The 12796-nt window shown below is 65.6% G+C and carries 9 protein-coding genes; 5 read left to right on the forward strand and 4 right to left on the reverse strand.

Annotated elements, in window-relative coordinates:
• Positions 1-17: 17 nt before the first annotated feature.
• From RPPS3_RS07280 to RPPS3_RS07290, 3 genes are all read left to right on the forward strand, one after another.
• On the forward strand, positions 18-1364 hold the full coding sequence (locus tag RPPS3_RS07280) for a cbb3-type cytochrome c oxidase subunit I (protein WP_107343488.1): 1347 nt from the start codon (positions 18-20) through the stop codon (positions 1362-1364).
• A 56-nt stretch (positions 1365-1420) separates the two neighbouring features.
• Positions 1421-2233 carry a CbbQ/NirQ/NorQ/GpvN family protein gene (locus tag RPPS3_RS07285; protein ID WP_107343489.1) on the forward strand — a complete coding sequence of 271 codons (813 nt, stop codon included), beginning with the start codon at positions 1421-1423 and terminating at the stop codon, positions 2231-2233.
• Between the two features lie 144 nt (positions 2234-2377).
• Positions 2378-4288 (forward strand): nitric oxide reductase activation protein NorD, encoded by a 1911-nt coding sequence (locus RPPS3_RS07290; protein ID WP_107343490.1) that lies wholly within the window; start codon positions 2378-2380, stop codon positions 4286-4288.
• 11 nt (positions 4289-4299) lie between these two features.
• Here RPPS3_RS07290 and RPPS3_RS07295 read toward each other — a convergent pair whose 3' ends face one another.
• From RPPS3_RS07295 to RPPS3_RS07305, 3 genes are all read right to left on the reverse strand, one after another.
• On the reverse strand, positions 4300-5172 hold the full coding sequence (locus tag RPPS3_RS07295) for a formate/nitrite transporter family protein (RefSeq protein ID WP_107343491.1): 873 nt from the start codon (positions 5170-5172) through the stop codon (positions 4300-4302).
• 121 nt (positions 5173-5293) lie between these two features.
• Complete coding sequence (locus RPPS3_RS07300; RefSeq protein WP_234820130.1) at positions 5294-6250, reverse strand: DUF4424 domain-containing protein; 957 nt, start codon at positions 6248-6250, stop codon at positions 5294-5296.
• A gap of 154 nt (positions 6251-6404) precedes the next feature.
• Positions 6405-7613 (reverse strand): GTP-binding protein, encoded by a 1209-nt coding sequence (locus tag RPPS3_RS07305; RefSeq protein ID WP_107343492.1) that lies wholly within the window; start codon positions 7611-7613, stop codon positions 6405-6407.
• A gap of 330 nt (positions 7614-7943) precedes the next feature.
• Here RPPS3_RS07305 and ilvD point away from each other — a divergent pair, with 330 nt between their 5' ends.
• Positions 7944-9803: a dihydroxy-acid dehydratase gene (gene ilvD, locus RPPS3_RS07310; protein WP_107343493.1), complete on the forward strand. Its 1860-nt coding sequence runs from the start codon at positions 7944-7946 to the stop codon at positions 9801-9803.
• Positions 9804-9922: 119 nt separating this feature from the next.
• On the opposite strand, the gene RPPS3_RS07315 is transcribed toward ilvD, so the two are convergent.
• Positions 9923-10726, reverse strand: a complete 804-nt coding sequence (locus RPPS3_RS07315; protein WP_107343494.1) for a gamma-glutamyl-gamma-aminobutyrate hydrolase family protein — start codon at positions 10724-10726, stop codon at positions 9923-9925.
• A 245-nt stretch (positions 10727-10971) separates the two neighbouring features.
• Between RPPS3_RS07315 and RPPS3_RS07320 the strand changes: the two genes are divergently transcribed.
• Entirely contained in the window at positions 10972-12786 is a 1815-nt protein-coding gene (locus RPPS3_RS07320; RefSeq protein WP_107343495.1) for a chloride channel protein, read from the forward strand.
• Positions 12787-12796: the final 10 nt, after the last annotated feature.

The following is a 12796-nucleotide window of genomic DNA, read 5'->3' on the forward strand; positions in this document are numbered from 1 at the left end:
ATCAGAAAGACCTCGTGATGAAATATCAAACCCAAAAGGTCGCGTTGCTGTATTTCTACGGCGCGTTGACGTTGTTCCTCGCCCAGGTGTCGTTCGGCGTGCTCGCCGGCACCATCTATGTGCTGCCGAACACGCTGTCGGAGCTTCTGCCCTTCAACATCGTCCGGATGATCCACACCAACGCGCTGATCGTGTGGCTGCTGATGGGCTTCATGGGCTGTGCCTATTATCTGGTGCCCGAAGAGGCCGAGAACGAGCTGTTCAGCCCGCTGCTGGCGAAAGTGCAGTTCTGGCTGTTCTTCGGCGCCGCCGGCGCCGCGGTGGTCGGCTATCTGTTCCATTATCATGAAGGGCGGGAATTCCTCGAGCAGCCGTTCGTGATCAAGATCGGCATCGTCGTGGTCTGCCTGATCTTCCTGTTCAACATCACCATGACGGTGCTGAAGGGGCGGAAGACCACCATCACCAACATCCTGCTGTTCGGGCTGTGGGGCGTGGCGATCTTCTTTCTGTTCGCGTTCTACAACCCTGCCAACCTCGCGCTCGACAAGATGTATTGGTGGTACGTCGTGCACCTCTGGGTCGAAGGCGTCTGGGAGCTGATCATGGCGTCGGTGCTGGCGTTTCTGATGATCAAGCTCAACGGCATCGATCGCGAAGTGGTCGAGAAGTGGCTCTACGTCATCATCGGCCTCGCGCTGTTCTCCGGCATCCTCGGCACCGGCCACCACTATTACTGGATCGGTGCGCCGGGCTACTGGCAGTGGATCGGCTCGCTGTTTTCGACCCTCGAAGTCGCGCCGTTCTTCACCATGGTAGTGTTCACCGTGCAGATGACCTGGAAGGCCGGCCGCAAGCATGAGAACCGAGCCGCGCTGTTGTGGTCGGTGGGTTGTTCGGTGATGGCGTTCTTCGGTGCCGGCGTGTGGGGTTTCCTGCACACGCTGTCCAGCGTGAACTACTACACCCACGGCACCCAGGTCACCGCGGCGCACGGCCATCTCGCCTTCTTCGGCGCCTATGTGATGCTGAACCTGGCGATGATGACCTACGCGATCCCGCAGCTCCGCGGCCGTGCGCCGTACAACCAGGCGCTGTCGATCGCCAGCTTCTGGCTGATGTGCACGGCGATGAGCGTGATGACCTTCGCGCTGACCTTCGCCGGCATCATCCAGGTGCATCTGCAGCGCGTGCTCGGCCAGGGCTACATGGAGGTGCAGGACCAGATCGCACTGTTCTATTGGGTGCGGCTCGGCTCCGGCGTCGCCGTGCTGATCTCCGCATTGATGTTCGTCTGGGCGATCCTCGTCGCCGGACGCACCAAGCAGGCGACGCTGACTGGCGCCCTGCAACCGGCCGAATAGGCCCCCTGGCGGCCACGGGGATCCGTGGCCGCCTCTTTCCACACACGGAGATCGCCATGAAGCCCGCTCTGCATGCCATCGATGCGACGCTGCCCGCTCCGCCGCCCTACACGCCAGCCGGCAACGAATGCGCGCTGTTCGAACACGCCTGGAAGCGGCGGGTGCCGCTGCTGCTGAAGGGGCCGACCGGCTGCGGCAAGACGCGCTTCGTCGCGCACATGGCGGCGCGGCTCGGCCTGCCGCTGTTCACGGTGTCCTGCCACGACGATCTCACCGCGGCGGATCTCACCGGCCGCTACCTGCTGAAGGGCGGTGAGACGGTGTGGGTCGACGGCCCGCTGACCCGCGCGGTGCGGGAAGGCGGCATCTGTTATCTCGACGAGGTGGTCGAAGCCCGCAAGGACGTCGCAGTGGTGCTGCATCCGCTCGCGGATGATCGCCGCGTCCTGCCGCTGGAGCGCACCGGCGAGGAACTGCAGGCGCCGCCGCATTTTATGCTCGTGGTGTCCTACAACCCCGGCTACCAGAGTCTGCTCAAGGCGCTGAAACCCTCGACCCGGCAGCGTTTCGCCGCCATCGAATTCAGCTTCCTCGCGCCCGAACAGGAGATCGCCGTGGTGGCCGCCGAGAGCGGCCTGCCGAGCGAACGTGTCGCGCCGCTGGTCGCACTTGCCGGCCGGCTGCGCAAGCTCAAGGGTCACGATCTCGAAGAAGGCGTCTCGACCCGGCTATTAGTGTATTGCGCCAGCCTGATCAGCGAAGGCCTCTCGGTGCGCGACGCCGTCCTCGCCGGCCTGATCGAGCCGTTGACCGACGATGCCGATGTGAAGGCCGCCCTGATCGAAGTCGCCGGCGCGGTGATGGGGTGACGTGATCGCCTCGACACGGTCATTCCGGGGCGCCGCGTAGCGGCGAACCCGGAATCTCTCTCGATAACAACCTCGGGATTCCGGGTTCGCGAGCTGCGCTCGCGCCCCGGAATGACACCCTGGGATTTCGCTGGAGCAAACGCCATGCTCGACTTCCTCGAACTCGAAGAAACCGTCGGTCGCGCCTGGCATCGGCTCGTGGGTCGCGCGGCGAGCTATCCGGAGCATCCGGAGCACGCGGCGACGCTGAACGACTGCCGCGCCACGCTCGGTGTGATGTACCGCGGGCTCGGGGGAGAGACCGCGGTGCAGCTTGCCGGCAGCAGCGCCCGCACCTCGGGGCACCGGCTCGGCTGGCGGCAGCGCATCGGGCTCGGTGAGGAGCGGCTGATGCAGCCCGGCCGCGACGACGCCACGCTATTCTTGCCCGACCGGATCGCTCTGTTCGCTGATGTCGCGCTCAATCGCGCGCTGTATCGCTGGCTGGCGGCTTGGTTCGCGGTGGCACCGACCGGCAGCGTGTACGAAGCCGATCCGCTGCGGCGGGATGTTCTGCTGCTGCGTCGCGCGCATGCCACGACCCAGCAGGTGCTCGCGGCCTATCCCGGGCTTCATCGCTCTTATCATCAGCTTGCGGCCGCGACTGCGGCGGCGCGGCCGCGGCGGGCCTTGCCGCGGATGGAGGGTGATCTCGAAGCCGCGATCCAGGCACTGCTCGGCGCGGAAGTCACGCCGGACCCCGAGTTGTGGCGGATGATCGTGACCGATGGCGACATCACGGTTCGGTCGCCACCGGGCTATCAGCCGTTCCTGCCGTGCCCGTTGTGGGGTGAGGTCTGGACCCGCGATGTCGAGGCTCCGGTCCGCGATCCCGACGACACCGACGAGGCGGCGTCCAAGCCGTGTTCGGAGCCGCGGCGCAAGGCGGCGAAGCGAAAGGCGGACGACGGGCCGAAGCGCGATCCGCTGGCGCTCAACCGGTTCGAGAAGATCCTGGCGATGGCCGAGATGGTCAATGTCGATCGGCCGACCGACGAGGACGACGACGACCACGCCGACAAGGCTGCCGACGATCTCGATGAAATCACCATCGGCAAATCGACCAAGAAGCCCGCGAGCAAATTCCGCTTCGATCTCGATCTGCCGCCGCAGGCGATCGAGCACAGCCGGCTCACTGCCGGCAAGCTGTATCCGGAATGGGACTATAAGCGTGGCGCTTACCTTGCGGATCATTGCCGCATTCTGGCGCAGGACGCGCCGGAGCAGGGTGAGGCTTGGCAATGCGGTGAGGCGACACGGGCGCTGGTCAAGCGGGTGCGGCGTCAGTTCGAGGCGTTGCGGCCGCAGCACGAGGTACTGCGGGCGCAAGCCGACGGTCACGATCTCGATCTCGACGCGCTGGTGCGCTCGCGCTGCGAGATTGCCGCCGGCGATGGCGGCTTCGATCGCTTCCATCTCGCAGCCCGGCCGCAGGCGCGCGACCTGGCGGTGACGCTACTGGTCGACGTTTCGCTGTCGACCGATGCCTGGATCGACAATCGCCGCGTGCTGGATGTCGAGAAAGAAGCGCTGACGGTGTTGGCCCACGGCATCGAAGCCTGCGGTGATCAGCACAGCATCCTGACCTTTACGTCGCGGCGCCGGGATTGGGTGCGAGTGGAGACGGTGAAGGGCTTTGCTGAGAGCATGAGCCCGTTGGTCGAGCGGAGGATTGCCGCGCTGAAGCCCGGCTACTACACGCGGATAGGCGCGGCGCTGCGTCATGCCAGCGCGGAGCTGGCCAAACAGCCGCAGCGCAAGAAACTGCTGCTGGTGCTGACCGACGGCAAGCCCAACGACGTCGACCACTACGAGGGCCGTTTTGCGCTCGAGGACAGCCGCAGGGCGGTGCAGGAAGCGCGCCGCAGCGGCATTGCGGTATTCGGTGTCACCATCGATGTCGATGCGCAGTCGTACTTTCCGACGCTGTTCGGCCGCGCCGGTTATGCCATCGTCGGACACATCGGCCGGCTGCCCGCTGCGCTACCCGGAATCTACCGCAACCTGATGGGGTGACCGGCCGCCGCTCACTCCATCTCCTTCATCACCTGCGCATAGGTCAGCAACGCAAACAGCGCGGTGCCGCCGATGACGTTGCCGATCAGAACCGGCGCGACGAATCCGCCGAACACCTGGGTGACGCTGACCGAGCCGTCCAGCATCAGCATGAACGCCTCCATGCTGCCGGCGACGATATGCATGAAGCCGCCGGCCGAGATCATCCAGGTCATCACCACGATGATCCAGACCTGACTGCCTTCCGCGCTCGGCAGCAGCCACACCATCGCGGCGATCAGGAAGCCGGCGGCGATCGCCTTCATCATCGCGGCGAACCAGCCGTATTCGACGACGTGGCGGCTGATCTCCAGCATCTCGTGCTTCAGCTCCGGCGTAATCGCCGGCGTGAAGCTGCAGAATGCTGCGGCGAATAGCGTGCCGGCGAAATTTGCCAGCAGCACCACGGCCCATAGCCGGGCGGCGCAGCCGAAATTACGCAGCGACCAATTCGCCATCACCGGCAACACCACCGTGATGGTGTTCTCGGTGAACAGCTGCTGACGCGCCAGCACCACCATCAGAAAGCCGATCGAATAGCCGAAACTGGTGACCAATGGTCGCCAGCCGGTCGGCTCCAGATGCTGCTGCAGCACCGCCTGCGCCAGCAGCGAGAAGCTGATCGACAGGCCGGCGGCAAGCCCCGACCACCACAGCGACACTACCGGTCGCGCCATTTCCTCTTCGCCGAGGCGGCGGACGATCTCGTAGATCACCGGTGTGCGAGGGCTCGATCGCGATTCGACGTCCTCGACCTCGCGCTCGGTGATCGCGGCGTGATTGTCTTGCGGCTCGTCGGCCCGGCGCGACGAGGAGGATGCTGTGTGGTGCTGCGCTGACGCCATCGACGGTCCTTGGCCGCAAAGGCGCGCAAGCCGGATCGCTCGCCGCCTTTGCGGAAACCGCAGATCAAGTACGGCGCCGGATGGAAGTTCCAGCCGATCAGCAGTGGGACGTTCGCGACCGCTATTGGGGGGCGTCGATGATCAGAATGTCGAGGTCGCGGCTCGGCTTGAAGTTGGTCTTGCGCACTTCAAACCGGGTGGGGCCGGTTTTGACCACGCCGGTCTCGCAGAAGCTGACCAGCGAGTTCGGCTTGCCTTTGTCGATCGTTAGATGGAAATCGCCGATCGGCTTGGCCCAATTGGCGCCGGTGGTCAGGACGTAGGAGACGCGCTGCTCCGGCGGCGGCTGGTTGCCGTTCTTCCGCGTCATCGCTGCGACCGCCTCGACGAACGAAGGCTCGGCGCAGAACTTGCGCGTGTAGTTGGCGCGCTCCTCTGCCGTCGAATATGGGCCCGTGATGCCGGTCTGCACGCTCCCGCCGACGCTCGGGGTGTAACTGTGCTCGACCACCAGCTCGCGGCCGGCCGGGAAGGTCTGATCCCAGTAATAGGTCGCCCGCAGCCGCCAATTCGGGGCGAGGTGATGCTCCATGCCCTTGCCGGCGTCGAAATCGTCAGGCCGGACGATCTCGTCTTTGAGCAGTTGCTGTTGCGCCTGCGCCGGCAGCGCTTCGAGCACGGTCTGCGTCGCTTTCGCCCGCGGCTGCAGCGGCACGCCGAGTGCTTGCAGCCGGGCGGTGACGTCGGTCTTGCCGACCAGCGCCTTCTGTTCGAGTTGAGCCGCAACGTCGCGGCCATCGACCTTGGTGCGGAAGTTCAGGAAGTTGTCGGCCTCGTTGTTCGGCACTTCGATGTTGTTGGCGTCCGAATAGTCGATCTCCGGCATCGGAAACGCCACGGTGACGTGCTGATCGGGGCCGGAGCGATTGACGAATCGGTAGCGCACGTCGATCCGCTCGCGCGAGATCGACAGATCCTCCGACAGCATCTCGATATCGGCATTGGTGCGGAATTCGAGCCCGCCGGTCGTCAGGGCTGCGGTGGTATCATTGGCTCGCGCCGGCGGGCAGTACGTCATCAGCGCAGCCACAACGGCTGCTGCGGACGGAGCGATTGTTCGGTGCACGGTATCCCCCAACGCCGAAGCTTTGCCGCGAACGCAGCGCGGCGCTTGATCCAAATGTGCCAGAGCGCACGACCGGATCAAGCATGGCGTGACAGGAAGTCCGTAATCAGTTCTGTGCCGGCGCCCAGCTCGGAAACGGATCGGGCAACTGCCGCCACGCATCCGGCGCGAACTTCGCATCCTCGCCGACGAGACACAGATCGAGCTGGCGGCGCAGCGTTGTCTCGTCCATCTCGCCGGTGCCGATGAACACGATCTCCTGGCGGCGGTCGCCCCACACCGGATCGAAGTACGGCTTCATCGCCTCGTGCCAGTCGTCGCTATCCGGCCAATGCGTCTTCGGCACCGCCGACCACCACAACCCACGCTTGGAAGTCCGCACCATCGCGCCGGCTTGTGCGATTTCGCCGACATGCTGCGGTCGTGTCGCCAGCCAGAAGAAGCCCTTGGCCCGGATCACGCCCGGCCAGCTCCGGTTGCAGAACGACTGAAACCGCAGCGGATGAAACGGCCGCCGCGCGCGGTACACGAATGAGCGGATGCCGTATTCCTCGGTCTCCGGCACGTGGTCGGCGAAGCCGTTCAGCTCCTTGAACCACAGCGGGTGCTGATGCGCGCGCTCGAAATCGAACAGCCCGGTGTGCAGCACCGACGACAGCGGCACGTCGCCGAAATCGGCCTCGATGATCTTGGCATCCGAGTTCAGCGCCCGCACGATCGATCGCGCGGTTTCGCGCCGGCTCGGTGAGGTCGCCGACACCTTGTTGAGTACGATGACGTCGGCGAATTCGATCTGCTCGACCAGCAGGTCGACCAGCGTGCGCTCGTCGTCGGCACCGGCGACTTCGCCGCGATCGCGCAGGAATTCCTGGCTGGAGTAGTTCGCCAATAGGCTCGCGGTGTCGACAACCGTCACCATGGTGTCGAGCCGTGCAATGTCCGACAGGCTGGCGCCGTTCTCGTCGCGGAATTCGAACGTCGCGGCGATCGGCAGCGGCTCGGCGATCCCTGTTGACTCGATCACCAGACCGTCGAACCGGCCGCTTTCGGCCAGTCTGCGCACTTCCTGCAGAAGGTCCTCGCGCAGCGTGCAGCAGATGCAGCCGTTGGTCATCTCGACCAGCGTTTCCTCCGATCGCGTCAGTCCGCCATCCTGCCGCACCAGCTCGGCGTCGATGTTCACCTCGCTCATGTCGTTGACGATCACCGCCAGCCGTCGCCCCTCGCGGTTGGCCAGCATCCGGTTGAGCAGGGTGGTTTTGCCGGCGCCGAGAAAGCCGGACAGCACGGTGACCGGGAGCAGGGGGTGATCCATGACGAGGAAAGCCTTCGTTGCAGGTACTGGAGGGTTGTAAATGCAACGTTATAACATTGCATATGGGGCGGGCAAGCAGCCGCGGTTCGGCTTGGACGGACGCCGTTCAATTGATCGTGCGCAGCCGGTGGCGAGCTGGAGCTAGCCTGCGATCGGCGTCGCTTTCGTGCCGCTCGCATCGGGCTGCGCGTCCGGCGACCATTGAGAGGCCGTTGGTTCTGCAGTAAGGCTTGTCGATGGTCGCTTTGCTTCGGCGCGCCTTTCACTGAAGCCTGTTTTCGGCCGCCGGGCGCGCCTTTCCGGCGACGGACATTTTCACGGAACAGTTCAATGCCTGCTTATCGCTCGAGAACGACGACCCACGGCCGCAACATGGCCGGCGCGCGCGGCCTGTGGCGCGCCACCGGTATGAAGGATTCCGATTTCGGCAAACCGATCATCGCGGTGGTCAATTCGTTCACCCAGTTCGTGCCCGGCCACGTCCATCTCAAGGACCTCGGCCAGCTCGTTGCGCGTGAGATCGAAGCGGCCGGCGGCGTCGCCAAGGAGTTCAACACCATCGCGGTCGACGACGGCATCGCGATGGGCCACGACGGCATGCTGTATTCGCTGCCGTCGCGGGAACTGATCGCCGACAGCGTCGAGTACATGGTCAATGCGCATTGTGCCGACGCGATGGTGTGCATCTCCAACTGCGACAAGATCACGCCCGGCATGCTGATGGCGGCGATGCGGCTGAACATTCCGGCTGTGTTCGTCTCCGGCGGCCCGATGGAAGCCGGCAAGGTGGTGCTGAAGGGCAAGACCCACGCGGTCGATCTGATCGACGCGATGGTGGCCGCCGCCGACAGCGCGATGAGCGACGAAGACGTGCAGACCATGGAGCGCTCGGCGTGCCCGACCTGCGGCTCGTGCTCGGGCATGTTCACCGCCAATTCGATGAACTGCCTCACCGAAGCGCTCGGCCTGTCGCTGCCCGGCAACGGCTCGGTGCTCGCCACCCACGCCGACCGTAAGCGGCTGTTCGTCGAGGCCGGCCACACCATCGTCGATCTGGCGCGGCGTTACTACGAGCGCGACGACGCTTCGGTGCTGCCGCGCAATATCGCGAACTTCAAGGCGTTCGAGAACGCGATGACGCTCGACATCGCGATGGGCGGCTCGACCAACACCGTGCTGCATCTGCTCGCTGCCGCGCGCGAGGCCGAACTCGATTTCTCGATGAAGGATATCGACCGGCTGTCGCGCCGGGTGCCGTGCCTCAGCAAGATCGCGCCGTCGGTGTCGGACGTGCACATGGAAGACGTGCATCGCGCCGGCGGCATCATGGCGATCCTCGGTGAGCTCGATCGTGCCGGCCTGCTCGATACTTCCTGCGGCACCGTGCATTCCGAAACGCTCGGCGCAGCCCTGGCGCGGTGGGACATCCGCCAGAGCAACAGCGAGAGCGTCCGCACCTTCTTCCGAGCGGCCCCGGGCGGCGTGCCGTCGCAGACCGCGTTCAGCCAGGACCGTCGCTACGACGAGCTCGATCTCGACCGTGAGAAGGGCGTGATCCGCGACGCCGCGCATGCGTTCAGCAAGGACGGCGGTCTCGCCGTGCTGTACGGCAACATCGCGCAGGACGGCTGCATCGTGAAGACCGCCGGCGTCGACGCCTCGATCTTGACCTTCTCCGGCCCGGTGAAGGTGTTCGAGAGCCAGGACGACGCGGTGTCGGCGATCCTGACCAATAAGATCGTCGCCGGCGACGTCGTCGTGATCCGCTACGAAGGTCCGCGCGGTGGTCCGGGCATGCAGGAGATGCTGTATCCGACCAGCTACTTGAAGTCGAAGGGCCTCGGCAAAGCCTGTGCGCTGATCACCGACGGCCGGTTCTCCGGCGGCACCTCGGGCCTCTCGATCGGCCACGTCTCGCCGGAAGCGGCGGAAGGCGGCCTGATCGGTCTGGTGCGCGACGGCGACCGGATCTCAATCGACATCCCGAACCGCACCATCAGCCTCGACGTCTCAGAGGCCGAACTCGCCAAGCGCGGCGAGGAAGAGCGCGCGCGCGGCGAAGCGGCGTGGACGCCGAAGGACCGCAAGCGCAACGTCTCGGCGGCGCTGCAGGCCTATGCGATGCTGACCACCAGCGCCGCCAACGGCGCGGTGCGCGATGTGAAGCGCCGGTTCGGTAAGTCGAACTAAGCGTCTGACTTACGGCTGGGCAGTTCTGTGTTGATGAACGCAGAACTGCCCGCGACCGCTCTCAATACAACGATATCTTCAGGGCGCGGACGCATTGCATGTAGCAATGATGCTGTGCCTCAGCCCGACCGCCGCAGCACGGCGGGCCGCTGCCGCGCCGTACGATAGGCGGTGACCGCTTCGCCGAAGGCCAAAAACAGCGCGCGGTTGATGGGATTGACCTGCGGATCGTATTCGGCGTGCCACTGCACGCCGAGCGCGAAGCCCGGCGCATCGGCGATGCGGATCGCCTCGATGGTGCCGTCTTCGGCGACGCCTTCGATCACGACGCGTGGGCCGGGCTCGAGAATGCCCTGGCCGTGCAGCGAATTCACCCGGATCAGATCGCGGCCGAACAGCCGCGCGAATACGCCGCTCGGCGTGAGCTGCACGTCGTGGCGATCGGCGAACACCACGGTCGGATCGGGATGGATCTCGCCGTTCTCCAGCCGCGGCATCCGGTGGTTCATCCGCCCCGGCAACTCGCGGATCTCCGGATGCAGCGAGCCGCCATAGGCGACGTTCATCTCCTGAAAGCCGCGGCAGATCCCGAACAGCGGCACCCCGCGCTCGACGCAGGTGCGCACCAGTGCCAGCGCCAGTTCGTCGCGCGGCTGGTCGTAGGGCTCGTGGCGGGAATTGGGCTCGGTCTTGAAGTAGGTCGGATGCACATTGGCCCGGCCGCCGGTCAGCAGGATGCCGTCGACAACCGCGAGCAGGTCCTCGATCTGGGCGAACTCGGACGAGCCGCCGAACATCAGCGGCAGCGCGCCGGCCACCTCGGCCACCGCGCGCAGGTTGCGCTCGCCCACATGCTGGACGGCAAACCGATTATCGACGAGATGGGCGTTGCCGATCACGCCGATCACCGCTCTGCCAGTCATCCTGTCCTCCCTGACAACCCTCGGACCATACAGCCAAAACGACGAAAATCGAGCCCGACGATGCTGCCTTAATTGGTTGCCAGCTCTGCACTGGCGATCCGTCTGATCAGCCGGTAGAAGCTGGCGCCAATCAGCCGAGTTCGTGCGGCGTCCGAGCCGGCACGGGCTTGTATTTTCCCGAGGATCGCCCGCAGCCATGTGCCCCGCTTCATGTCGATGACCGTCCTTGCCGGCGGGGCCGCCCGATGAGCGTGGTCTCGCGCCCGGATACGCCCGCTGTTGCAGGCCCCACCTCCGCGGCGCCGGCGGCGTCCACGCCGTGGCGACTGCCTGCCGTGGTGCGCAATTTCGTGCGCAACCGGGAAATCGGTCTGGTGTTGGTTGCGGTGGTGATCGGGCTGTTGTCGGGCTTGTTAGTGGCGATCATCTGGCGCCTCAGCGAATTCGCGCATGCGGTGCTGTTCAGTATCCCATTCGATACACGGCTCAGCGCCAACGGCGTGATCTCCTGGCAGCGCACGTTGCTGGTGCCGCTCGGCGGCGCCATTATCTTGACCATCATCGGCCTGTTCTACGCCGGCCGGTTCAAGGGCCGGCTCGCCGACGCGATCGAAGCCAACGCGCTGTATGGCGGACGGGTGTCGATGCGCGGCAGCCTGCTGATCTCGCTGCAGACGCTGCTGTCGAACGGCTGTGGTGCGTCGGTCGGGTTGGAGGCGGGCTACACTCAGATCTGCGCCGCGTTCAGCTCGCAGATCGGCCAGCGGCTTGCCGCCCGGCGCGCCGACATGCGGCTGCTGGTGGCTTGCGGCGCCGCCGGTGCGATCAGTGCGGCGTTCACCGCGCCGCTCGCCGGTGCGTTCTTCGCCTTCGAGGTCGTGCTCGGCGCCTACACCTCGGCGAGCCTGGTGCCGGTGATCGCCAGCGCGGTGTCGTCGTGGCTGGTGATGCGCAATCTGGTGCACCCGTCGTTCCTGCAGATCCCCGGCGTGCCGACGCCGGCCTCGGTCGAGATGATCGGCCAGACCATGTTGCTCGGCGTGCTGTGCGCATTCTTCAGCATCCTGGTGATGCTGGCGGTGGCTTTTTCGGAGCGGGTGTTTCAGCGCATCAGCATCTGGCGCGGCGCGCTGCGGCTGGTGATCGGCGCACTGCTGCTCAGCGGGCTGGCGCTGCTCAGCCCGACCGTGCTCGGATCGGGCCATGGCGCGATGCAGCTCTTGCTGATCACCAACCCGACCTGGCTGATGCTGCTGACGACGCTGATCCTGAAGACGCTGGCGTCGGCGATTTCGCTCGGCGCCGGCTTCCGCGGCGGCCTGTTCTTCGCCTCGCTGATGCTCGGCTCGCTGATCGGCCAGCTCTACAGCACGGTGCTCACGCCGTACTTCCCGGACATCGCGCTGCAGCCCGGCACGGCTGCGGTGGCCGGCATGGTGGCGCTCGGCACCGGCGTAATCGGCGCCCCGTTCAGCATGATCTGTCTCGCGCTCGAACTGACCGGCGACTTCTGGGTGACGATCGGCGCGGTGGTGGCGGCATCGATGAGCGCGCTGATCGTGCGCGAGCTGTTCGGCTATAGCTTCGCCACCTGGCGCTTCCATCTGCGCGGCGAGACCATCCGCGGGCCGCAGGACATCGGCTGGGTCAAGCAGATCAGCGCTGCCACGCTGATGCGGACGGATTTCCCGACCGCGCCGGCCGACCTGCCGATCGTCGAGGCGCAGAAGCTGTTCCCGCCCGGCCGCGTCAAGCAGATCGTGTTGCGGCATGGCGACGGCAGCTACGCCGGCATCGTCAACTCGGCCGAATTGCACGGCGTTGCTGATCCGGGAGAGGCGCTGCTGGAGACCCTGGCGCAGCAGCGCGATCAATTTCTGCTGCCGCAAGTGACGGTGCGCGACATTCTCGCAGCGTTCGATCGCACCGAGGCAGACGTGCTGGTGGTGATCGACAACGACGAGGATCGGCGCGCGATCGGCACCGTCAGCGAGGCGCACGTGCTGCGGACCTATTCGACCGAACTCGAGCGCCGTAATCAGGAAGTGTTCTTCCGCTGATGGCGGAGAC

It is taken from the genome of Rhodopseudomonas palustris, from assembly GCF_003031265.1.
Taxonomy (GTDB): Bacteria; Pseudomonadota; Alphaproteobacteria; order Rhizobiales; family Xanthobacteraceae; genus Rhodopseudomonas; species Rhodopseudomonas palustris_H.